The sequence below is a fragment of the Shewanella sp. Shew256 genome (assembly GCF_002196695.1).
GTDB classification, from domain to species: Bacteria; Pseudomonadota; Gammaproteobacteria; order Enterobacterales; family Shewanellaceae; genus Shewanella; species Shewanella mangrovisoli.
The window spans coordinates 91,006-113,459 of record NZ_NAJR01000012.1; the positions used below are offsets into that span (position 1 = coordinate 91,006).

20 protein-coding genes are annotated in these 22,454 nt (G+C 50.7%); 4 read left to right on the forward strand and 16 right to left on the reverse strand.

The features are described 5' to 3' along the window. Nucleotide 1 precedes the first annotated feature (1 nt). From B5P39_RS18665 to recG, 15 genes are all read right to left on the reverse strand, one after another. Complete coding sequence (locus tag B5P39_RS18665) at nucleotides 2-1,309, reverse strand: NAD(P)/FAD-dependent oxidoreductase (protein ID WP_088212601.1); 1,308 nt, start codon at nucleotides 1,307-1,309, stop codon at nucleotides 2-4. Further along, nucleotides 1,310-3,829 (reverse strand): MMPL family transporter, encoded by a 2,520-nt coding sequence (locus B5P39_RS18670; RefSeq protein WP_088212602.1) that lies wholly within the window; start codon nucleotides 3,827-3,829, stop codon nucleotides 1,310-1,312. A gap of 9 nt (nucleotides 3,830-3,838) precedes the next feature. Beyond that, a complete protein-coding gene (locus tag B5P39_RS18675) occupies nucleotides 3,839-4,636 on the reverse strand; it encodes a LolA family protein (protein ID WP_088212603.1) in 798 nt (265 codons plus the stop codon). Then, entirely contained in the window at nucleotides 4,633-5,067 is a 435-nt protein-coding gene (locus B5P39_RS18680; RefSeq protein ID WP_088212604.1) for an acyl-CoA thioesterase, read from the reverse strand. The genes B5P39_RS18675 and B5P39_RS18680 overlap by 4 nt, the downstream gene beginning before the upstream one ends. Beyond that, entirely contained in the window at nucleotides 5,064-6,629 is a 1,566-nt protein-coding gene (locus B5P39_RS18685) for an HAL/PAL/TAL family ammonia-lyase (RefSeq protein WP_088212605.1), read from the reverse strand. Before B5P39_RS18685 ends, B5P39_RS18680 begins: the two co-directional genes overlap by 4 nt. Next, on the reverse strand, nucleotides 6,626-8,434 hold the full coding sequence (locus tag B5P39_RS18690) for a glycosyltransferase family 2 protein (RefSeq protein ID WP_176400009.1): 1,809 nt from the start codon (nucleotides 8,432-8,434) through the stop codon (nucleotides 6,626-6,628). Before B5P39_RS18690 ends, B5P39_RS18685 begins: the two co-directional genes overlap by 4 nt. Nucleotides 8,435-8,454: 20 nt before the next feature. Next, nucleotides 8,455-8,829, reverse strand: coding sequence for an ApeI family dehydratase (locus tag B5P39_RS18695; protein ID WP_088212606.1), 375 nt, complete (start codon nucleotides 8,827-8,829; stop codon nucleotides 8,455-8,457). Then, complete coding sequence (locus tag B5P39_RS18700; RefSeq protein WP_088212607.1) at nucleotides 8,822-10,186, reverse strand: AMP-binding protein; 1,365 nt, start codon at nucleotides 10,184-10,186, stop codon at nucleotides 8,822-8,824. The genes B5P39_RS18695 and B5P39_RS18700 overlap by 8 nt, the downstream gene beginning before the upstream one ends. Continuing rightward, entirely contained in the window at nucleotides 10,183-10,731 is a 549-nt protein-coding gene (locus tag B5P39_RS18705; protein WP_011627439.1) for a hypothetical protein, read from the reverse strand. The genes B5P39_RS18700 and B5P39_RS18705 overlap by 4 nt, the downstream gene beginning before the upstream one ends. Further along, entirely contained in the window at nucleotides 10,731-10,979 is a 249-nt protein-coding gene (locus tag B5P39_RS18710) for an acyl carrier protein (RefSeq protein WP_011621155.1), read from the reverse strand. The genes B5P39_RS18705 and B5P39_RS18710 overlap by 1 nt, the downstream gene beginning before the upstream one ends. Before the next feature lie 9 nt (nucleotides 10,980-10,988). Beyond that, nucleotides 10,989-11,243: a phosphopantetheine-binding protein gene (locus B5P39_RS18715; RefSeq protein ID WP_011621156.1), complete on the reverse strand. Its 255-nt coding sequence runs from the start codon at nucleotides 11,241-11,243 to the stop codon at nucleotides 10,989-10,991. Next, nucleotides 11,230-12,078, reverse strand: a complete 849-nt coding sequence (locus B5P39_RS18720) for a lysophospholipid acyltransferase family protein (protein ID WP_088212608.1) — start codon at nucleotides 12,076-12,078, stop codon at nucleotides 11,230-11,232. The genes B5P39_RS18715 and B5P39_RS18720 overlap by 14 nt, the downstream gene beginning before the upstream one ends. Beyond that, nucleotides 12,071-12,805: a beta-ketoacyl synthase chain length factor gene (locus B5P39_RS18725; protein WP_088212609.1), complete on the reverse strand. Its 735-nt coding sequence runs from the start codon at nucleotides 12,803-12,805 to the stop codon at nucleotides 12,071-12,073. Before B5P39_RS18725 ends, B5P39_RS18720 begins: the two co-directional genes overlap by 8 nt. 384 nt (nucleotides 12,806-13,189) lie before the next feature. After that, the gene (locus B5P39_RS18730) at nucleotides 13,190-14,086 is read right to left on the reverse strand and encodes a DUF3014 domain-containing protein (RefSeq protein WP_088212610.1); all 897 of its coding nucleotides are present in this window, start codon (nucleotides 14,084-14,086) and stop codon (nucleotides 13,190-13,192) included. A gap of 178 nt (nucleotides 14,087-14,264) precedes the next feature. Next, nucleotides 14,265-16,340: an ATP-dependent DNA helicase RecG gene (gene recG / locus B5P39_RS18735; RefSeq protein WP_088212611.1), complete on the reverse strand. Its 2,076-nt coding sequence runs from the start codon at nucleotides 16,338-16,340 to the stop codon at nucleotides 14,265-14,267. Nucleotides 16,341-16,743: 403 nt separating this feature from the next. On the opposite strand from recG, the gene B5P39_RS18740 reads away from it, so the two are divergent. The 3 genes from B5P39_RS18740 (at nucleotide 16,744) to B5P39_RS18750 (ending at nucleotide 20,156) form a co-directional block, all read left to right on the forward strand. Further along, nucleotides 16,744-17,769 carry an ABC transporter substrate-binding protein gene (locus tag B5P39_RS18740; protein WP_258405878.1) on the forward strand — a complete coding sequence of 342 codons (1,026 nt, stop codon included), beginning with the start codon at nucleotides 16,744-16,746 and terminating at the stop codon, nucleotides 17,767-17,769. Between the two features lie 16 nt (nucleotides 17,770-17,785). After that, nucleotides 17,786-19,603: a GGDEF domain-containing protein gene (locus B5P39_RS18745; RefSeq protein ID WP_176400004.1), complete on the forward strand. Its 1,818-nt coding sequence runs from the start codon at nucleotides 17,786-17,788 to the stop codon at nucleotides 19,601-19,603. A 139-nt stretch (nucleotides 19,604-19,742) separates the two neighbouring features. Next, a complete protein-coding gene (locus B5P39_RS18750) occupies nucleotides 19,743-20,156 on the forward strand; it encodes a YkgJ family cysteine cluster protein (protein ID WP_011715581.1) in 414 nt (137 codons plus the stop codon). Here B5P39_RS18750 and B5P39_RS18755 read toward each other — a convergent pair. Continuing rightward, nucleotides 20,119-21,066 (reverse strand): substrate-binding periplasmic protein, encoded by a 948-nt coding sequence (locus tag B5P39_RS18755; protein WP_254915818.1) that lies wholly within the window; start codon nucleotides 21,064-21,066, stop codon nucleotides 20,119-20,121. The genes B5P39_RS18750 and B5P39_RS18755 overlap by 38 nt on opposite strands. Nucleotides 21,067-21,130: 64 nt before the next feature. Here B5P39_RS18755 and B5P39_RS18760 point away from each other — a divergent pair, with 64 nt between their 5' ends. Continuing rightward, nucleotides 21,131-22,447 carry a hemolysin family protein gene (locus B5P39_RS18760; RefSeq protein WP_088212612.1) on the forward strand — a complete coding sequence of 439 codons (1,317 nt, stop codon included), beginning with the start codon at nucleotides 21,131-21,133 and terminating at the stop codon, nucleotides 22,445-22,447. The last annotated feature ends 7 nt before the right edge of the window (nucleotides 22,448-22,454 follow it).

The following is a 22,454-nucleotide window of genomic DNA, read 5'->3' on the forward strand; positions in this document are numbered from 1 at the left end:
ATTACACCTCGGCTAATTCGCTAACGGCGGGCTCGGCGCTGAGTTCGGCTTCTTGCCGACATAGCTCGACCACCATATTCAGACGTCGCTCGGAATCTTTTACAAAGGGATTTTGCACATCCCAAGCATAGCCCGCCAAAATCGAGCAGATCATCTGTTTGATTTTAGGATTCGGATTTTCGTAAAAAATCACATCTTGGAAGCGACCATCGTACCAAGCCTGCACATAAGTGCGGAAGGTGTTCACCCCTTGCATTAACGGCGCCGAGTACTCGGCGGGCCAATCGACTGTATCGCCATTAAGCTGTTTAAGCACGCATTTCGCCGCCATGGATGCCGACTGCATGGCGATAGTCACGCCCGATGAGAATACTGGATCGAGAAACTCGCCCGCGTTGCCCAGCAGGGCAAATTTGTCGGTGGCGAGGCGCGATACGTTGGCGGAATAGCCTTTGAGTGTCGCACAGGGCTGAGCGACCTTGGCATTGGCCAGCAATGCTTTCAGGCCGGGTTCTTCTTTGACTATGGTCAGTAGCTGCTGCTCTAAATCACCTTCGAGGCGCGCGAGTAATTGCGGCTCAGCCACGACGCCGAGCGAGCAGCGGCCGTTGCTGAAGGGAATTAACCAGTACCAAATATCCTGATGCTGTGGGTGTACGCTAATTAAAATCTTGTTACGGTCGAAGTTAGGGGCGCAGATGTTATCTTCAACATGGGTGAAGATAGCGCTGCGGGTCGGTAGTGAAGACGGCGTTTCGAGGTCGAGCAGCCGTGGTAACACTCGGCCAAAACCGCTGGCATCGAGCACATATTGCGCCTCAACTTGGTACAACTCACCTTGTTCGTTACGCACGCTTAAGCATGGGTTGGCGCTTAAATCAATTGCTTCAACGGTTTCACCGTAACGGATCTCCACCCCAAAGCTTGCTGCGGTATCGGCCAGCAATTTGTCGAAGTTTGCCCTTTGCACTTGGAAGGTTGTGCCGGGCCCTGGGGTAAATTTGTCGGTAAAGTCGAAGGTGGTATACACCCCATCGCGGCGGAAGGCGGCACCATTTTTATATTGGAATCCCGCCGCATTCAGCGCCTCTAACATGCCGGCTTCTTCAATAAATTGCATGCAGCATGGCAGCAGGCTCTCGCCGATAGAAAAGCGTGGAAAGTGTTGTTTTTCGAGCACTAATACGCGTTTGCCTTGCTTATGCAACAGGCTAGCGGCAATCGAGCCCGAGGGGCCTGCGCCAATAATGGCCACATCGATGGAAAGGGAGTGAGACTGTGTGGAGCTTGCAGCGGTAGATGTGGACATTTAAATAACATTCCTTGTAGGTATCGAGACCTTGTTGGTGGTTAAAACCTGACTGGTGGTCAAAATCAATGGCGAAAGTACAAAGGTAAACCCTATGCCGAGGGACAGGGTTAATCCAAAATAATGAATAGCTTGGGTTTGGCTAAAGGCGAGTAAGCCAAAGGCCAATAGGGTCGAGCAGGCGGACATAAACACCGCCATCATCACTGCCTTGCCATGTTGCTGGGCAGAGGCAAAGAACAAACTGTAATCTATCCCAATCCCGAAGACTAAAATCAGCGCCAGCGCATGAAACAAGCTTAAGGGCGATCCGACTAAGCCTAAAATGGCCAAGGTGAGTAAGGCGGCCAGCGCGGGTACGGCGACCACTAGGGCCGCTCTTTTAACGCCAAAGCTCAGGCTAAATAGCAAGAGGGCGATAACGAGCGCCAGCCCCAATAACTTGAGCGTAAGCAAGCGATAGTGGCCCATCACAGTGGAGATATCCGCGACTTTATCAATAAGCTGCACCTGCGGATCCTCGGCAAAGCGCGCCTTGAGGGCCGCAATATCTTCAATACCGCCGAGCAGCACTATGGCGCCATGGCTATCGTTCAATTGGTTGGCATTATCAGGACTGGTCGTTGGCTCTGTTGACTGCCCAATCGGCGCGAATCCCTGTGGTGCAAGCCAGAGTGGGGCTAACTGTTTGCCTAGGCCCAGTTCGAAAAAATCCGTCGGGGTGATATAGCTATCCTTGGCGGTAAGGTAGGCGGCAGAAAGCTCAGGTGCTAGGCCGTCATCTAGGCCAATGCTGTTTAGCACTGTGGTTAATTGCGACTGGTAAATCTTGCCCTGCAATTGATACGCCGAATCCTGCGTTTGCTTGCTCGGCAGATAACGACTGAGGCTGACATAGTTGCCCAGCTCTTGCTGTTTAATGGCGGCATCGAGCTGCGGACTTAAGTCTTCGAGTCGTTGCAGTAAGGCTTCTTCACTGGGGGCGCGCACCAATAAAAACTGGTTATCCGTGCCGCCACTGAGTAATTTTCTGAGTTTGTCTTCAGGCTCAGTCACACTCGCAGGGCTTTGCTGTAAATGGCGAATATCATCGTCGACGTTAAGCTTGCTGATCCCCAATAGGCAGACTCCCGCGAGCACTAAGGCAAACAGACTCAATCCCCATGGCGAGATCAGTTTATTGGATAATCCGGTGAGTTTCGCAAGATAAGCTTGCGCGAGGGTTAACGGACGTTCTCCCGAAGGTAACTTGCTGCTCGCCAATAATGGATAGGCGAGCACTAACGTCAGGTAGGCGCCGAGTAAGCCCGAGGCGCAGAAAATCGCTACCTGCTGCATGCCGGGAAACGGCGCTAAACCGATACCGACATAGGCTAAGGCGCTGGTGATAAAGGCGAGTGACACTGTGGGGAAGATATAGGCTACGGTCGCCTGCGCGTTACGCTGATTATCGCTTAAGCGCTCGCAGTAAAAATGGAAGCTGTAGTCGATGGCAATCCCAATCAGGCTGGTGCCAAAGACGAGAGTGAGTAAATGCAGCTCCCCGAACACGCTTAAGGTAAAGGTTACCGCCAGCAGCAGGCCGCTGCCGATTGTCACCATCGCTAGCAAGAGTGGCATCACGGAGCGAAAGGCCAGCCAAACCAATAACACTACGCCAAGTAAAGAAGCGAGGCCGAGGACAGAGATTTCACTCTTAGCAGTATTGGTAGCCTCGATGGCATGGAATAGTGCGCCCGCCTGTAACACTTTAATGCTGGGGTATTGGGCGCTGACGGCATTCAGCGCCTGAGTCAGTGCCGCTTGCTGGCGTAACTGCGCATTCGGGTTAAAGGCGCTTTCTGTGCCCTTTGCCATCACAATGGCGGCCACACCTTCACTGCTATTAACACCTTGTTTGGTATCAACACTTTGTGGATAAGCAAGTAAAATTCCTTGGTTGGCGCTCAGCTTCGAACTGGGCGCAAGGTCGAGCAAATTGTCGGGGAACAACAGCAAAGGGTCTTGGGTCAAGAGTTGGCTATTGGCATAACTAAAGGCGTTGTAGAGCTGCTGAGTGGCCGAGGCGATTAAGTGCTCGAGGCCATCAGAGCTTAAGGCTTCGGTTTGTTCAGGGGTGAGCAGTTTAAAGCGATAGGGGAAATAAAATTGCCCTAGGGCTTCGCCCATCTGCAGATCGGCGCTGCGAATATCGGTAAAAGTGGTATGTTGAGTCTTAAGCTGCTCCATCAGGAGTGTGGCCGCCGCAATTGCTTGAGGCTCATCCTCGGCAATCAGGGCGAGATACACTTGATCGGCGAGTGTCGATTCCACTTGTTCGAGGGCGCGCGCCGTGAGTGCGTCCTGCTGCAGATGGGGCAACATGGCGAGAATATCGCTTTGAACCTTTGCCCCATTTTGCCACAGTTGCAGCGTCCACAGGCTCGCCGCCAGCATCAGGCTCAGCCAAATCGCGAAGCGCCATTTAGTCGAGGTTTGCATCAGGCTGTGGCCAATACGTGTGGCAATCTTGGGCGCCATGATTCTGCCTTACTCTCTCGGACCAGTGTCTTTAGGCGTTGTCTGGCTGATGGCATATTGGGCTAACTCAGCCTCACTCAGTGGACCTTGGCGCAGCTCGCTAAAATCGATACGGGTGATATCCTGCGGACTCACACTCGGATTGGCGCTAAGTAGCACTAAGGCGTGTAGCGTATCGCTGCCTTCGAGCACCATATGGGCGATGGCCTTCTTCATCAGCGGATCTTTTGGGGTTAATCCCAACTGCCAGTTTGGCTTGCCTTGCGCTAAGGGTTCTTGGGCTAAAAAGTGCAGTTCGAAGTTTGCACTTAAGCCCGAAATATCACCGCCCAGCATGGCATTCACTAGACTCGGTAATAAATCCCCCATGGCTGCTGCGCTTGCCGAAGCATCGGCTTGGCTGATTTGCACTCGCCCTTGGCTATCTTTTTGGATCAGTTGCTTGCCCTTTAAAATCAGCAAAGATTCGAAGGGGCTAAGTTGTTGCCAGATCAGTCCTTGTGCCTTGTCGAACACAAACTGGCCTTGGCTCACTAGGGGCTTTTTCAGCACTTTAAGCTGGCGTGATTGCACAAAGTGGCCGCGCACCGTCTCGCCAAGATTGAGCTTCTGGCTGAGGGCGAGTAATGCGGCGTTATCTGCGCCTTGGGCGAATAGCGTTTGATACTGGCTCGCCCCAGTGAGGTTAGAATCGGCGAGGCTCTGCGCCTGTACCGAGCCAAACAGCAATGTGCAGCTTAATAGTAGGCTTTGGCAGAACCCTTGCGACCACTTAGCTCGTGGCCAATTTGTAAAGAGGGCAATCATTCGCTATCCGCCTTTGCAAGTAACGGAGCGATTTTGCTGCGGAATATCTCTGGCGTCACAAAGCACATTTCTTGGCTCGTCATATCCACTGCCGCCTGAATGGTATAGCCCTTAGTAATGCGCTCGCCGCTTGCCGTATCACGGATTTGATAATTGATTTTTAAACGATTTTCCCACTCGACCAACTCGGCGCGCACGGTAATGTGTTGCTCGAAGGTGCTGGCCTTTACGTATTTGATCTGCAAATCAATAATTGGCCAAGCGTAGTTCGACGCCTGCATTTGGCGATAGTTGTAGCCTAACTCGTCGAGCAATTTGCAGCGGGCAATCTCGAAATAACGTAGGTAATTACCATGCCAAGTGATCCCCATCGAATCCACATCGTGGAAGGGGATCTGCATGTCCATTTCTATGCTGAGCAAGGATTTCATCGGCACACTTCCCATTCGCCCGCTTGGATTTTCGCAACGGTTTGGCGCAATACGGCTTCGAGCGGTCTGTCTTCGACTAATGGCTCAAAGTCAGCGCGCACTTGGGCGAGCGTGGTTGCTAGCGATGGCGTCAGCGAGGCTTCGTCTAACTCGTTCTGTGTGATGCGCAGACCAATGCCTTGGGTCATGGCGAGCAGGGCAGCAGCGGCGACTTGTTCTGTCAGCTGCAACACGCGCATACAGTCACGGGCGGCGATAGTACCCATGCTGACTTTATCTTGGTTATGGCATTCGGTTGAGCGAGAGAAAACGCTCGCGGGCATAGTGTGTTTCAGTGCTTCAGCCGTCCAAGCCGATACGCCAATCTGCACCGCCTTAAAGCCGTGGTTGATGGCGCGGCGCGCGCCAGTCGAACCCGAGAGATTAGCGGGTAAACCGTTGTTAAACTTAGGGTCCATCACTAGTGCCATTTGGCGGTCGATAAGATCGGCGATGTTGGCCACAGTGTTTTTTAAGGAATCCATCGCAAAGGCAATGTGCCCACCGTAGAAATGCCCACCGTGGAGAATATGCTCGCCTTCACCATCGACTATGGGGTTATCGTTGGCGCTGTTGATTTCGGTTTCGATAAATTGGCGCATAAAGGGCAGTGCATCCTGCAATACGCCAATGATGTGCGGCGCGCAGCGGATGGAATATCTGTCCTGCAGACGATCTGAATTGCGGGGGTGAACATGGTGGTTCAAATCTTCCCGTATCCAAGTCGCGATTTGGTTTTGTCCCGGATGGGGTTTGGCGGCAAACAGAATATCGTCGAAATGGTTCGAGTTACCTTTGAGGGTTAACGACGCCATGGCGGTAATGCGGCTGGCTAAACGCGCTAAATACTGTGCGCGATCAAAGGCTAAACAGGCTAATGCCGTCATCACTGCCGTGCCATTCATCAGGGCTAAACCTTCCTTGGGGCGCAGCACATGGGGCGTGATGTTCAGCTCGCGGTAAACCTCTTGGGTGGCTCTGCGCTCGCCGTTATAAATCACTTCGCGCTCGCCAACTAGCACGGCGGCCAAGTAAGACAATGGCGTTAAGTCACCGCTGGCACCGACCGAACCTTCCTCTGGGATCACAGGCGCTATATTGAGATTAAGTAGGGTTTCGATGCGCTTTAAGAGCTCATAGGTTACGCCGGATTTGCCAATGGCGAGGGAGTTTAAACGGCAAGCCATCACGGCGCGCGCCTGCATCACGCTCAAGACTTCGCCGAGGCCACAGCCATGGAAGCGGGATAAGTGCAGTGGCAGCTCATGGACTAAGTCGAGACTCACGTTGACAGTGCAAGAGTCGCCATAGCCGGTGGTGACGCCGTAGACCACACCTTCTTCGTGTAGCAGGCTGTCGATAAAGCGGGCGCCCTTTTGGATATAAGCTTGGTAATCGGCATCATCACAGAGTTTAACTTTAGCACCCTTAGCAACGGCGACGACTTGCTCTAATGTGAGTAACTGACGGCCAAATTCGATTGGCTGCTCAGCGGTTGTCGTGTGAGTAACTGCGTGGCTCATAAATGCTCTGTCCTGTCTGTAGTGCGCTCCTGCTCCGGGAGTGCTGCTGTCGTTTGTGGGGCGGATGTCGCGCGGTTTACCTTGCTATCGTCCCGCCAAAAATCAAAAAAGTTAAACCACTGCAAGGGTTCACGCCTTGCGTAGTGTTCGAGGCGTTCACTGTAGTTATGCACCGCCTGTTGTAGCCTTTCCATTCGCCCTGCCCGCGGGCCCTTGAGGCTATTGCTAAAGTGCTCCAAATACACGCGATATCGCCCTTGTTCGCGCAGGCAAAACATCAGATACACTGGGCAATCCAAGAGGCCGGCCAGAATAAATGGTCCCTGCGGGAAGGCTGCCTCATCACCCATAAATGGCGCATATACCACGCGTCCTTGGGAGTGGGATGAGGTTCTATCGCCAGCAATCACCACTAGCTCACCGTCTTCAATCTTTTGCTGTAGCAGCATAGAGGTGGCGGGATTAAGCTCGGTCACTTGGATCAAATTCAGCGTGCTATCGGGGTTTAATTGCTTGAGTACATTATTAAAGTTTTCGGCATGGCTGGTTAACACCATGACATTCACTTTGACCTTGCGCTGGTGGATTGAAATCGCGCGGCACAGTTCGAGATTACCCAAGTGGGAGACCAGCAGCACGGCACCTTTGCCGCTTTCTAGCTGATTTGCCAGCACTTGGCGGTCGGGAAAATCCACTTGGCTTAATTGAATGCGATCGCACCAGGCATCGATTCTATCGAGCGCCGCATTACCGAAGGCGAGAAAGTGGTTCAGGCTATCGCGCCAGCCAATGGGGCGATTCAATTGTGGATGTTGTGGCTCGAGACGTTGCACGCGGCGCAGAAAATCCAACGAGGCCTCGCGGCTGACTTTGCCCGTCAGGAAGAAATAGCAAATCACCGGATACATAATGGCACGGCACAACCAATGGCCGCCGAAACGGTAGCTTTCGACCAACAGTTTTATGCCCCAATAACTGCCGCGCTCCTTCATCCCTGACCAATGGGTTGAGGCTTTATCGGACTGGGGCGATTGCGCCTTCTGTTTACGGCGCAGCAGTTGTGGCAGGCGCTTTAACATGCCGAAAAATAATCGGGTGTGCAGCTTAGTGATGCGCACATTGTCGGCCACACCTTGAAAGTGGCTGACGCCGTTTTCGGGATAAATGACCTTAGTGGGGTGAAACAGAATTTCCACCCCTTGCCAGTAGAGTTTGACTAGGATTTCGATATCAAAATCCATCCGCTCCGTGAGGGCGTGCTGGCTTAAGAGACGCTCGGTGGCGGCTAAGGGATACACCCTAAATCCGCACATCGAATCTTGAATATCAAAGCTTAAGGTTTCGACCCATACCCAAAAGTGGGTGAGGTAACGGCCATAGAGTCGTCCCTTGGGGACGGACTCGTCGTACTCGGGCTTGCCCGAAATCAGTGCATCTGGCTTGGCCTGCGCCTTGGCGAGCATGGCGGGAATATCGTTTAAATTATGCTGGCCATCGGCATCGACCTGTAACACATGGGTAAAGCCATCGCGATAGGCACGGCGAAGCCCCGTCATCACAGCCGCGCCCTTGCCACGGTTGTAGGGATGTTGCAGCAGGGTCACCCAGTCGTGTTGCTCCGCTAAGGTTTGCAGCAGATAGCGGGTCTCATCGTTGCTGCCATCGTCAATCAAATAGCAGGGCAGATTGAGGGCGGCGAGCTCGAGCAAGGTCTGGGCGATCGCGGCGCTATGATTGTAATTGGGGATCACCAGCGCCAGCTTGATTGGCGCCGTGCCCATTAAATCACTCGGCGGGACTAGCATTGTGTCGCTCATTCCGTCGCTCACAGGGCTGCTCCATCATCTTGCTGACTAGCAAAGCTGATACGCCCTGAGGCATAGCGGTGGTCGCCATAGCTGTAGGCAAAGGTTAACTTCTCTTTGGCGGCATTATGGCTAATGGCTAAGGTGACTTCCTGCCCTGGCAGAATAAGCTGTTGAAACTTTAGCACTTCTAAATTAGCGACCGCAGCGTTGTAACCAAAATGCTTGCAACCTAAGCGCACGGCCCAATCGAGTTGGGTTACGCCGGGGAGCACGGCTTGCTCGGGAAAATGGCCGTTAAAATATTCGAGATCGGCGGCGACAAAGAGGCGCAGTTCAATACTTTCTGGGCCGATCTCTGATGCGAGGATCGGCGGTAAACTCGACTTAATCATGGTCAAATAACTCAACTAGCTGGGCGACGACGCGCTTGCCCTGAGTGTTTAACGGTAGGGTTTCGGGGTAACGCCAGCGGCGCGGTAAAGTCACGCGCTCGAACTGAGTCAGTAGATGCGCTTTTAACGCGTTGTTGATACTGAGTTTTCCCTGCTCTTGGTGCACGCTTCGGCCTAATGGCGACAGGGTGATCACCGCCCCTAACTGGGATTTAAACTGGGGCAATACGACCAAGGCGGCCTGCTCGACATAGGCGTGGCTACAGAGCAAGGTCTCCATTTGCGCCAACGAAAGACGTTTTTCTTCAATCTTAACAATACGGTCGAGTCTTCCCTTGAGCCTGAATTGGCCATTGGCCGTCGGCTCGATTTTATCTTCGCAACGTAACCATTGATCGTCGGCCAAATAGGGCGACTTCAGCAGCAGGGCACCATCGTCAGCGTCTTGGTCTATGGTAATTTGTTCAAACACTTGCCAAGGTTCGTCGGCCTCGTGTTGACGACGATAGGCGATACCGCCGGTTTCGGTGCTGCCGAATATCTCGATAGGTAAATGGCCGTAGCACTGGGCAACCCCTTGGGCGGCGGTGAAACTTAAGGGCCCGCCGGAGCTGAAGACTAAGCTGGGTGAGCGCAGTTGGCGTTCGTGTTCTAGCGCCTTAGGCAAACGGGATAATTGCGCTGGGCTACTGATCAGGCACAGGTTTGGTAACAAGGCGGTGTAGTAGCTTAAGGTCTCAGGATATTCGATTTGCTCGCTTAAAAAAGGGCGACTGGCGGCTAAGGGCCAGAGGATTTTAAACAACAAGCCGTAGATATGCTGATGGGAAACGGTCGATACCACACTGCAATGGGGCAAATGCTCGGCAAAGGTGTGCTCGAGCACAGTCACTTCGGCATCGAGCTGCCTTAAGCTCTTGCGAATCGCCTTGGGCTCGCCACTGCTGCCCGAGGTAAAGAGCACCAGTTCACCAAAGGTGTCGCTCTCTGGCCAAGGTTTGGTGGGTAGACTCAGCTCTTTATTCAGCAGGATAAAGGCGTGGCTCTCGCACAGCGGCTTGTCTGACAGTATGCCTTCAAACTGATGGGTCAGCTCACTCAGGGTGCCGGTTTGGGTGTTGGGCGGCAGAATAATTTCCTTGCCCGCCAACAGTGCGGCACACAGACCCACGGCAAACAGATCGCTAGTATCACTCGCCAATAACCATTTTTGTTCAGGCGCTTGGCACAGCTGCTCGTAAAAATGCGCAACCTGATTGGTAAACAGGGCACCTGTGACTATGTCATGGTGATTAAAGCTGATCAGTTGTTGGGCGAATGGCCCTTGGGTTAACCAGTTTTTGAGTAGTTGTGTCATGTCTTCTTCAACCAAAAGCTGCGATATAACCATTCCCCACCGAGGAGCAGTCCCATGAGTACGTATGCAATCAAACCGTTATACAAGGTCCAAGTTGCTAGGCTAGTAAACGCGGCGGTATAGGCCGCCACAGTGCCGTTTAGGATAAATAAGCCACACCAAAGCAGGGTGACTTTTTTAAGATAACCTATGGCTTCATCCGGCAAATCGGGCTCTTTGAGCCGTGCGAGCCGTTCAATCATGCTTGGGCCTTGGTATAGCGAGTAGCTAAACAGGGCTAACATGGTGAGGTTTATCACCACGGGGTAATACAAAAGCCAGTCGCTGCGTTTGGCGACAAAACTGCCCGCGGTGAGCGCAATCCCCACAAGCAAAGGCAAAACTAAGGTTTTAACCTTTTGCTTTTGCAGCATTAAACGCACTACCAACAAGAGGCATAGCACTAGGGCTATGGTGCCTGCTGGCAGATAATTCAGTCCTAAATACACGGCGACTGGATAAGCAATCAGCGCGAGTGCGGTTAGTACTTGTAGCAGGACACGCATTAGTCTTTAACTAGGCCTTCAATGGCGTTAACCACATCGTTGACTGTGCGGACAGATTTAAACTCGTCGGGCTGAATTTTCTTGCCCGTGAGTTGCTGCAGCTTAATCACTAAGTCGACGGCATCTATGCTGTCCAGATCTAGCTCTTGATAGAGATTCGCCTCTGGCGTAATCGCATCGGCATCGATTTCAAACTCATCCACCAAAATCGTGGTCAACATAGCGAGGATTTGTTCGCGGTTTTGCATCTTCCTCTCCTACGGACGTTGTGATTCGATGAAGTTAGCTAGACTGGCCACACTGTAAAAATGCGCCTTAGTGCTATCCGAGTTGGCTTCGATTTTCACATCAAATTTTTTCTTGATGGCTAAACCCAGCTCGAGCGCGTCGATCGAGTCGAGTCCGAGTCCTTCACCAAAGAGCGGTGCATCTGTGTCGATATCATCAATACTGACGTCTTCTAAGTCGAGGCAGTCGATGATCAACTGTTTAATTTCGTTATGTAAAGTCATAATTATTTTCGAGTTGTTGTTGATAGTATTGTTCAAGGTCTCGGGTTAATTGCCGAGCCATTTTCGCATGCTCACCCAATGGAGCTTGGTAGCCTTGGTGAGAAATTGTGTTGCCGATTTCGACGGCCATTCCCATGGTTTGCCTTGGGATCTCATACCAAGGTTGTTCCTTTGTCAAACCACGCACATTGGTGCGCAAAACCACAGGTAAAATATCGGCTTGGGTGCGAATCGCAATATTGGCGGCACCGCGGGCAAACTCGTTAATGCTTGCACCAAATACAGTGCGCGTGCCTTCGGGAAAGATAATCAGATTCGTGCCGCGGGCGAGCACTTCGCGACAATCTTCGAGCATCAGCTCGGCGCCGCGATTGGGAATGTATCCCGCGCAGGAGACGACCCCGCGTAAGAAGGGATTGCGCCACAGCCCCTGTTTAACGATACAGCCCGCATTGGGCATCAAGCTGATTAATACCACCACATCGACCAGACTCGGATGATTGGCAATCACTATGACGCCCTTGGCATCTCGCAGCAGTTCGGCATTATGGGTACTGACTCGGATCACTCCTGCCCAAGTCAACATGGCCACAAAGCCTTTAAACATAGTGTGCACGGCCTTTTGCACGCGGATAATCCGCGCTTCGGGCGTGCCCGGCCAAAAACGCAGCAGAGGCAAGATGGTTAACGAGCTTAACAGTCCACCGAGGCCAAAGGCGATGTAGCAACTGACGCCGCCAAGCCAACGGGGAATATAGTTAATTCCCGCACGGCGTTTTTCAGGCAGCGTATAAGCGACATTAAATTCGGCATTGTGTGGTACTGGATTAGGCATGCGTTAGGCTCCAGTGCCAATGCGATAAGCAGCCGGCAATATCCTGTGAGGTCGCCAGTGCGTGGATCAACTTGCCATAGGATAGCGGCGTGGCGTTTCGTTGCTGCTCTGCTGTCAGTTGGCTTAGGGTGAGGGTGACGGTCGCACTCTCATCTGCAGGCGCTAGGGTTAATCCTAGGGCTAAGGGCAACTCAAACTCTTGAGTAAATTCATCATAGACTGGCGGGACGGGATCGTCGCCAAACACCAACAACAGTGGCTCGGGCGATTGGTGCAGCTGGGCGAACGCTTCCACCATGGCTTGGGAAAGGGTTTCTGTGCCCGCGGCAATCGAGGTCGAAGGGGCGGTATTGTTGGTTAAAATACCAAAAATACCGCTGCCAGTGTTATGTACCGACTGACTAAAACCTAAGGGGGAAAGCGGTTGTTTTTCAATAATATCTTCGAGCAGGCCGATGGTGCGGTGCAGCTCGCCGTGGCGAGAAGCAAATATCGAGCGACAGTTAGGCGCGGCCTCACATTGGAAGCTGACATCTAGCATCATCTTGGTTAAACGGCTAAAACGTCTGCGCAGCATGGCGGGAACTTGCGAAAGTGTAGGGGAAATCCCCTCAAGGTCATCTTTGCTTGTGTCGGCCGAGTGCTTGCACCAAGTTTGCCAGTCATCACGCTGTGGATACTTTGGCGCCCATGCGCCCCAAGAATGGATGCTGAATCTGAGTTGCACTACTTTGCCTCGACACTATTTAAAGCTGTCTTAGTTATCCCTAACTAAGCGAAAAATATTAATGAATTGATAGGCCTATAGCTTGTCTACGCGTTGGATAAATCGCGCCAATTCCCCGATGAATGTGCGGCTTATTCTACACTAAGTCCTTAGTTTTAATGAAGCCATTTGCATCATGATGGTTAACAAAATGCAATCAAGATTCGATTTATCACTGTTAAGCAACATAAGTTGCAGTAGAACCGTTGGGGGAAGAGCACTATAAACTGTCTTACTGAACCAGAGTTGAACGGCTAGCAAGCTGGGTTTATATGCTGAAATGGAGCTGAAAGTGTGGATGTAAAAAAAGGCGCACTAGGCGCCTTTTTAGACAAGCTTGGTGCATTACTGGGCGAGTTGGTTTTCCAATTTACGCAGCGCCACTTTGACTTTACGGGTGTTTTCAGGACCCATGCGGATCATCAGCTTTTGCGCGCTCGGCAAGGCCTCTAAATTAGGATCCACAAAGCGGTAGTTCACGCTGATTGAACTCAGCTCGATAGGCTCTTCGATGATAGGAGCGGCAAGCATGATCTTAATGGCTTGCAGCATTCTGTCATTGAACTTGGCGTTGCTGTAACCCAACTCGGCAAAGGCCTCGTCAAACAGCGGCGTGAGCTGTTTGTAGGTGTGCATTAAGGTTTGCTCATCCATGCTGGCAATCACAGTCGCATAGGCGTCATATCTGTGGTAACTCTCTGGATTTAAATACACTTTGCTCGTGATTTCAGACACAGTGAACAGCTTTTCTGGGCCTTTGACTGGGCTAACTTTGCGGGCGAGATCGCCTTGGGCCAAGTTGTCCACGAACACCACAAACTGACGGGCCAAATCTTGGTTCACTAAGGAGGAGCCGACCACGTTGTTATTGATGATCGCCAGCGCTTTTTGATGCACAAAGGCATCGCTCTCAGGCAGGCTGGGGACGACTTCTTCAGGAATCGCAGGCTCGGTTGGCGTGACAACGGTTTCGGTTTCCGTCGTGGTCGCCGCTGGAGTTTCATTTTCCACCGGCGCGGTTTCAGGCTCAGTGCCTGTTTCGAGCGTCATAGGTTCAGATGAAGGCGGCTCAGGCAGCACTATCGGCGCATTGGGGATGAGCTTGGGTGAGTCATCTTTGGTGTAGTAATAATAACCTCCCGCAGAGAGCAGGATGACGAGCACAATCGCAATCAAAGCAAAGCGATTACTGCTTGAGGAGGTTTCTTGAGGTGTAATTCTATCATCTTGATTAACTTGCATTTTACATCCTTCGCTTAAGTGTCAAGGTAACGGGGTGAATACATGCAGCTAACATTTAAAGTGCAAGTGCCAACGAGTTGTCGGTGGCAGGTTCATTGTGCAAGTTTCCACGCGCTTGTCCATAGCCGTGAGCTGAACAGGCTGAATTTATTTTACCTTGAAGGGGTTAGCTTAAGGTTTAGGCCTGAACGTATTGCTGCCTGTGTCCAAGCCAACGATGAATAATGGCATCGACCGACTCTGGCGCCTGTGACATCACATGGCTCGCCAGTTTTTGGATATGTGGGATAAGCGCCTGATCGCGGACAAGGTCGGCGATTTTCAGCTCGGCCAGTCCCGTTTGCTTAGTGCCCAGCACTTCGCCCGGCCCACGGATCTCTAAGTCTTTCTGTGCAATCACAAAACCATCATTACTTTGCCTGAGCACATTTAAGCGCTGGCTCGCGGTTTGGCTCAATGGCGCCTTGTAGAGTAACACACAATGGCTTGCCACGGCACCGCGCCCTACGCGGCCCCGCAGCTGGTGTAACTGTGCAAGACCCAGTCGCTCGGGGTTTTCGATAATCATCAAGCTGGAGTTGGGGACGTCGACGCCGACTTCAATCACTGTGGTTGCCACCAATAAATGGATAGTTCCCGCCTTGAAGTCGGCCATAATTTTTTGTTTTTCGGCGCTTTTCATCCGACCATGGACTAAACCTATGCTCAGTTCCGGCAGTGCTTGGCGCAACTCTTCGGCGGTATCTTCCGCCGCTTGGCACTCGAGGACTTCGGATTCTTCAATCAAGGTGCAGACCCAATAGGCTTGGCGTTTATCCGTGACTACGCTGTTGCGGACGCGCTCGAGCACTTCATTGCGACGCGAATCGGGAATGGCGACTGTGGTCACGGGCGTGCGGCCGGGCGGCAACTCATCGATAATCGAGGTGTCCAAATCGGCGTAGGCCGTCATGGCCAAAGTGCGCGGAATGGGGGTCGCCGTCATAATCAACTGGTGGGGATGAAAGCCTTGGTTAATGCCTTTTTCCCTGAGCCCCATCCGTTGGTGAACCCCGAACCTGTGCTGCTCATCGATAATGATTAAAGCCAACTTATTGAAGGTTACCTGCTGCTGGAAGATGGCATGGGTGCCTATCACTATTTGCGCCGCGCCCGATTCAATATCGGCTAAGGATTGCGCCCGTGCCTTGCCTTTAAGCTTGCCCGCAAGCCATCCCACTTTTAACCCGAGGGGTTCAAACCACGCGGCAAAGTTAGTCGCATGCTGCTCGGCGAGTAATTCGGTGGGCGCCATCATAGCCACTTGGTAACCACTTTCGATGGCCTGCAATGCGGCGAGGGCGGCGACCAAGGTTTTACCCGAACCTACATCACCTTGAACTAAGCGCATCATGGGGTGCGGCTGCGCTAAATCTTTACCTATCTCGGCGACGACCCTTTGCTGTGCACCTGTCGGTTTGAAGGGCAATGAGGCGAGAAAGGGATTCAATAGCTGGCCGCTGGCGTGCATGGTCACGGCGGCGTCGAGATTGCTGCGTTGCCTGAGTCGGAGCATGCTGAGGTTATGGGCGAGCAGCTCTTCCTGCACCAGCCGTTGCTGCGCCGGATGTTGGCCTAGCTCTAAGTCAAATTGCGATATTCCTGCGTGAGGGCGATGCAGGGTTTGCAGTGCTTGTTTCAAGCTCATGCTATTGGGCTGCAAATTGGCGGGTAATAACTCGGTCAAACCGCCGTCTTCTAATAATTCGAGGGCTTGCTCGGTAAGTTTGATCCAACTCGCCTGTTTGAGTCCCTCCGTGGTGGGATAAATCGGCGTGAGGGTATCGCTTAAATGAATATCTTCACCGGGATAGACAATTTTGTACTCGGGATGGACGATTTCGGCCTGATGATTGCCCCGACGAATTTCGCCATAGGCGCGGATCATTAAGCCATTTTGCATCGCATTGCGTTGCGCCATCGAAAAGTTAAAGAAGCGCAGACTCATGCTGCCGGTATTATCGCGCACATTGCACACCAGCATGCGTTTGCGGCCTTGAATGATTTGTGTCGACTGGATTTCGGCTTCAATGGTGCCGTAATTTCCCGGCATTAAGGCGGCAATAGGATAAATTTGAGTGCGGTCTTCGTAGCGCAGGGGTAAGTGAAACAGCAGATCTTGTACTGTTGTGATGCCGAGCTTTGCGAGTTTTTCCGCCACCCTTTTGGCGACGCCTTTGAGGTCGGTGATCGGAACAAGATCCAATTGCTGCAAGTCGTTAGCGCTCAATCACTGTGAATTTATACATATACTAACAGAGTGTAAGCGTAAGGCAATCTTGGGCTGAGTTGCTCGGTGGGTGCGGTTATGTGAGGGTTTAGCGACGAATTAAGGATTTATTTCAGTCTTATGGGCTAAATTGCCCTTGGAGCATATTTCTCCTTATCTTATTCATATTAAAATAAATGTGTTTCAATCCTAGAAGTAAACAATAGAGAAAATCATCATTCGTTATTAATAACGTACACTTTGTAAGTTTTTGTGGTTTAATCGAATGATTGATTGCCTGTATCGGGCATAAATCTTTATGCGGTAACACGGTTGTGAATCGATAATAAGAAAGTGACCTCTGGTGACGGATCACATGTGGGGAAACATGGCCGAGGAGTACTCGCCTTTGCGTCTATGGTGCTTAACCTGTTTATTTATTGGCATATTGTTTTCTGCTATGCCGGCATGGGCCAAACTAGATGTGGCGTTTTTCAATCCCGGTGCCGAGGCCGATAGCTTTTGGGGTGATGTCGACAAATTAATGTGGGTGGCATCAGCAAAACTCGACATTAATTTGCAAATTATCCATTCAGATCGCAATCATTTTAAAATGATTAGCCAGTTAGACTCTTTATTAAAATCGCAACAGTCCCTTCCTAATCAGGTTATTTTGGTTAATGAGAAGCAATCAGCATTAAAAATGTTGCAGATGCTTTATCACCATCCCATTTATGTGCAGCTTATTTTGAATGATATTTCCGTGGCCGAACGGGAAATGCTATTGCAAGATCCCCACTGGCAGACCTATTTATTGCCCGCCATTATGCCCGATAACTATGCTATCGGAGCCGAGACCGCTAAAGCTTTGTTAACGGGGTTAGACGTTAAAAAAGCTAAGGTTTTATTGATCTCGGGCGATAAGTCCACGCCCGCATCTGTTCTGCGGACTCAGGGCGCCAACGATTATTTCTTTATGCAACCCAATGTGACAGTCACACAAACGGTTTATGGCCAATGGAGTGAGGATATTGCCTATGGGCAAGCATTGACGCTGCTGACCCGTTATCCCGATTTAAAACTGATTTGGACCGCAAGTGACAGAATGGCGATGGGGGTAATTAAAGCATTGAAGGAAAAAGGGCTCAACCCTGGGCGAGACGTGTTGGTGAGCTCTGTAAATACGTCCGCCGAGATTTTACGACTCCGTCAGGAGCAACAACTCAGTGTACTCGGTGGTGGGCATTTTTTAGCGGGCGCATTGGGGTTAGTGCAACTGCAACATTATCAGGCGACAGGGCAATATTATCCCTACGACAAGGTCCAGTTATTCAGCGTGCTTGAGCCAGGCTCAGAGTTTTATCGCATGTTAGTAGCAAGGGATTGGTCAGCAATTTTCCAATCCCAAATTTTGGATAAGTTGCCACCGCAATAATAACGAATAGGTATCCATGAAGCATCGTAATCATTCCATCAGCCACAGGATGACGCTCACTATTATTGGGGTGAGCTCGTTTTTTGCCGTCCTGACTATGTTGGTGCAGTTGGTATGGAATTATCAGGAGAGCATAGATAAGGCTACGGCGGATATTCGTGAGTATTCCGAGTCTATCTTGCCTAGCATTGCTAAGTCGCTCTGGGATGTCGACCATAGCCTGTTATCCGATCTGTTGTCGGGTTTAGGGATGATGCCCATGGTTTCGAGTGTCAATCTCGAAAGTGTCGATGGCGTGACCATGCAGTTAGGTAAATCCTTACGTGCGCAGGAGGAAAACCAAACTTCGTTTCATTATCCGATTATGTATCAAGAGCAGCTGATTGGCTCACTCACCGTTGGTCTGGACACCAATAAGCTGTATTACGAATTATGGCAGCAGTTGATTATCATCGTCCTCGGCAATGGCCTTAAAACCCTGCTGATGATTTACCTGATCCTCACTATGGTGCGTTTATTGGTGACCAACCGATTGTCGGCACTGGAGCGGTTTGCCAATCAAATCAATTTGAATTCATTACCCAAACTGAAAGTGCCCATCAGTGTAGTGACCAGCCAAGATGAAATTGGCCATGTGGCGCAATCGCTACAGGCTATGTATCAGCGTATTCGCAATGACTTAGCCATTAACAAGCGTCAGGGGCGTGAATTACAACAGCAGCAGAATCAGTTGGCGCGTTTAGTCGACGAGCGAACTCAAGAGCTTAATTGGCAATCCCAGGCGAACCAGTTATTAGCCGAGATGTCACTGCAGTTTTTAACCACGGATACCTCGCAACTGGATGAATGTCTCGCCGATGCCTGCCATCGCATTGGACTGTTATTCGATGTTGAACGGGTCAGTATTATTGAGTTTACCCAGCGCTATGCCAATTACCGTAGCTTCTGGAGCTGTGAGTCGCAGGCAAATCAGATCCAAGATATCTCCGTCGATAGTGTTGCCGTGCTGGCGCAAAAGTTTGTGTCGGAGTCGACGTTAGTGATCGAGTCGATTGATTTTTTAGAGCATGAGTCACCTACGGAATACCAATCGCTGCGCTCGGTTGGGATTTGTTCTATCGCCGCGTTTGCAATTAAAAATGCCAATGAATTACTCGGTTTACTCTCGCTTTCCATGGTGAGTCGTCCATTAAATTGGAATCCACAAAAGAAGGTAATGCTGACTCAATTTGCGGCGGCCCTGAACGAATTGTTGTTACGTGAGGAAAAAGAGCGACAGATGCTCAGCCTGCAACAGGCTTTAGTGTCGGTGAATGCTCAGCTACGTGTGATGGCCGAAACCGATGAATTGACTGGATTAAGCAATCGTCGCCCTTTTACTCATACTTTGGAAACCTTGCTCCAACAAGCTAAACCCGTTGGATTGCTGATGTTGGATGTCGATTACTTTAAGAGTTACAACGACACTTACGGTCACCTCGAAGGCGATGCGGCGCTTAGATTGGTTGCGCAGGCGCTCAAACAGTGTGATGTCTTGCCGCAGGATAGCTTGCTGGCTCGAATCGGTGGCGAAGAGTTTGCGATTATTCTTGAGCAGATAACGCCTATCCAATTGGAGGCGATAGCCAACCAACTCTGCTATCGAGTCGCCGCCTTGGATATTCCCCATCGTAGCTCTCCCAAGGGGAAAATTACCCTCAGCATTGGTGGCGTGTATCTCCCCTTAGATACAAGCGTTCGCGGGTTTACCCTCTCTGAGGTGCTGCGCCGTGCCGATATTTGTTTGTATCGCGCTAAAGAGCAAGGGCGCAATACTGTGGTCATCGAATCGTAAACTGCCTCGAGACTTAGCTAAGTTACTGTTGATTAAGGCTCACCTCAATGTGTTTGCAACCTAGCCGTGGCGGCAGATTTATTTCTGCTTTGGGGCTGCTATAATTGCCGCCCTTTATTTTCCATCTGTAGGTTCTGGCGTGTCGAAACGGGGCAAAAATACGGCCAATGCGGTGGCGATTTTCAATATCGATGATTTGTCGACTTGGCAAAAATACCGTAAAGGTTTGTGCGACACTTGCCACGCTACCTGCTGTACGCTACCCGTTGAAGTGACGGTCAGCGATCTAGTGCGCATGACGTTAGTCGATGAGTTTGAAGCCGAGGGCGATCTCAAAGCCATCGCCAAACGTCTGCAAAAAGCGCGCATTATCGACAACTTTAACCATAAAACCGCGATATTTACTCTGGCCCGTATGGCCAACGATGACTGCTTGTATTTAGACAGTAAAACCCGCCGCTGCACCATTTATCATCAACGTCCAGAGACGTGCCGTAACCATCCACAAATTGGCCCTAAGGCGAATTACTGCCCTTATCGCCCCCGTGAGTAAGCTTTTGAATATGGTATTGGTAGAGGGTTTCGAGTTGGTGGTTATCACGCATCGCCTTGACCTGCCGATTAAACTCACGAGCAATCAAGTCTTTATGAGCCGAACGCTTAGAGATAAGCATATAAAAGGGCTCCTGTTGAGTATTCGGCGACGGTTGTGAGGTGAGTGTCTTCGGCAGTTCGCCAGCCTGCGCTAAGGCGAGTGTGCCTGCCAAAATCTCCTTACGGGCGATAAAGAATTTACACCTGTGTTTCAGCAGCATTTCCGGTAGATGATGTAGAGAATTTATCTCGCTAATTGGCGTATCGTGATGCCAGCCAAAGTTATCGTAGTTGAAACCCTTGATGCCACAGACGGTGCCAAAATCAGCCAATTGGTTGATATCCTTGATGTGAAACTGTGGTTCAAGTTCAGCTTTCAAATAAAAATAACTGGGAGTGAGGTAATAATAAGCAACAGATGGGGTATAATCAGTGGCTCGTTGTCGATTGAGCGATGCGCTCATAGCGGCATCTATGCTGCCATTATGTACGTCTTTTAAGCAACGTAACCATGGTAAAGCCAACACTTCATAATCAATTCCAATAGGTTTGAAGGTCTGTTCTAGCAGGTCGATATCATAGCCGCTAAGCGTAGAAGTCTTAATGCCATCTTGCCGAATAAAGTAATTAAATGGCGGATATTCAGTCTCTTCGACACAAAAACGTAACTTAAATGGGGAATGCTCATCGGCGCCGTGGGCAACTGGCGAGAGTAGAATCACGCATACTAAGACGATTAGCGGATATAATATACGCATCATACTTTTTAGGCGAAGAGACGATTTTTTAAGTGTAGCAAAGGCTTTCTTGGCAGCACTGGGTTCTTTTATCGTCTGTTCCTCGACCCATTCTTTAGGTACAAATTTCAACTGACTCGCGAAAATCACTGCGCGGGTTGGTGTAGTAAGTCTAGTGTGAAACAAAAGGTGTTACATGAATTTCTTTGATAACGTGATGATAATATTGGGCTTAATCGCCGCAAGTTGTTTCTTTTCTATGTCAGAAATCTCCTTGGCTGCATCACGCAAAATCCGTTTACGTCAGCTGGCCGAAGAAGGGGACAGCCGTGCCGAAAAAGTGCTGCAACTCCAAGCTCAGCCCGGTAGTTTTTTTACTGTGGTGCAAATTGGCTTAAACGCCGTCGCCATCATGGGCGGTATTGTCGGTGAGTCGGCGTTTCGTCCGTATTTTTACCAGTTTTTAAGTGCGTGGATGAGCGACCCTTGGTTAGGCCAAGTGAGCTTCTTACTGTCTTTCGTCGTGGTGACCAGCGCCTTTATTCTGGTTGCGGATCTCATGCCCAAACGTATCGCGATGGCGATGCCAGAGCCTGTTGCCTTAGTGGTGGTTGGCCCTATGAGTTTCTGTATCGCGATCCTTCGTCCATTGGTGTGGTTTTTCAATGGCATGGCAAGCGCCATCTTCAAGTTACTGCAAATCCCAACCGTGCGTAACGATGAAATCACCCCAGACGATATTTATGCGGTAATGAACGCGGGGGCAGAAGCGGGCGTGCTCGACAAGGGCGAGCAGCAAATGATCGAAAATGTATTTGAAATGCAAACCGTTTCGGTAACGTCTGCCATGACGGCCCGCGAGAGCTTAGTGTATTTCCTACTGCAAGACAGCGAGGAAGATATCAAGCGTAAGATTGCCGAAGATCCCCATACTAAGTTTTTAGTCTGCGACGGCCAATTGGATATGGTCAAAGGGTTTGTTGATGCGAAAGAGCTGCTGATCCGTGTGATTAACGGTGAGAAAATTACCTTAAAAGACAACAGTCTTGTGCACACTTCTCTGATTATTCCCGATACCTTAAGCCTGTCCGAGGCCATGGAATACTTCAAAAATAGCCGCGCCGATTTCGCCGTGGTGATGAACGAATATGCCCTCGTTGTGGGGATTGTCACCACCAATGATCTGCAACGCGCAGTGATGGGGGCTTGGTCGCTGCACGAGAGCGAAGAGCAGATTATTGCCCGCGATGGCAATTCTTGGTTAGTGGACGGGGTGACGCCGATTACCGACGTGATGCGTGCCTTCGATATTGAGGAGTTCCCCCATAACCAAAACTACGAAACCATTGCCGGCTTTATGATGTACATGCTGCGTAAGATCCCCAAGCGCACCGACTTTGTTAACTATGCTGGTTACAAGTTTGAAGTGGTGGATATCGATGCCTACAAGGTTGACCAGCTGTTGGTGACCCGTATCGATGGCAACGATAAATTAATGTCGCCAGATACCTAATCTTATC

Coding starts and splice junctions, on each gene's coding strand:
- B5P39_RS18700 (WP_088212607.1), bottom strand. CDS start 10,186: ATGACACAACTACTCAAAAACTGGTTAACCCAAGGGCCATTCGCCCAA.
- B5P39_RS18685 (WP_088212605.1), bottom strand. CDS start 6,629: ATGAGCCACGCAGTTACTCACACGACAACCGCTGAGCAGCCAATCGAA.
- B5P39_RS18675 (WP_088212603.1), bottom strand. CDS start 4,636: ATGATTGCCCTCTTTACAAATTGGCCACGAGCTAAGTGGTCGCAAGGG.
- B5P39_RS18690 (WP_176400009.1), bottom strand. CDS start 8,434: ATGCTAGTCCCGCCGAGTGATTTAATGGGCACGGCGCCAATCAAGCTG.
- B5P39_RS18730 (WP_088212610.1), bottom strand. CDS start 14,086: ATGCAAGTTAATCAAGATGATAGAATTACACCTCAAGAAACCTCCTCA.
- B5P39_RS18715 (WP_011621156.1), bottom strand. CDS start 11,243: ATGACTTTACATAACGAAATTAAACAGTTGATCATCGACTGCCTCGAC.
- B5P39_RS18720 (WP_088212608.1), bottom strand. CDS start 12,078: ATGCCTAATCCAGTACCACACAATGCCGAATTTAATGTCGCTTATACG.
- B5P39_RS18745 (WP_176400004.1), top strand. CDS start 17,786: ATGAAGCATCGTAATCATTCCATCAGCCACAGGATGACGCTCACTATT.
- B5P39_RS18760 (WP_088212612.1), top strand. CDS start 21,131: ATGAATTTCTTTGATAACGTGATGATAATATTGGGCTTAATCGCCGCA.
- B5P39_RS18670 (WP_088212602.1), bottom strand. CDS start 3,829: ATGGCGCCCAAGATTGCCACACGTATTGGCCACAGCCTGATGCAAACC.
- B5P39_RS18710 (WP_011621155.1), bottom strand. CDS start 10,979: ATGCAAAACCGCGAACAAATCCTCGCTATGTTGACCACGATTTTGGTG.
- B5P39_RS18705 (WP_011627439.1), bottom strand. CDS start 10,731: ATGCGTGTCCTGCTACAAGTACTAACCGCACTCGCGCTGATTGCTTAT.
- B5P39_RS18665 (WP_088212601.1), bottom strand. CDS start 1,309: ATGTCCACATCTACCGCTGCAAGCTCCACACAGTCTCACTCCCTTTCC.
- B5P39_RS18680 (WP_088212604.1), bottom strand. CDS start 5,067: ATGAAATCCTTGCTCAGCATAGAAATGGACATGCAGATCCCCTTCCAC.
- B5P39_RS18695 (WP_088212606.1), bottom strand. CDS start 8,829: ATGATTAAGTCGAGTTTACCGCCGATCCTCGCATCAGAGATCGGCCCA.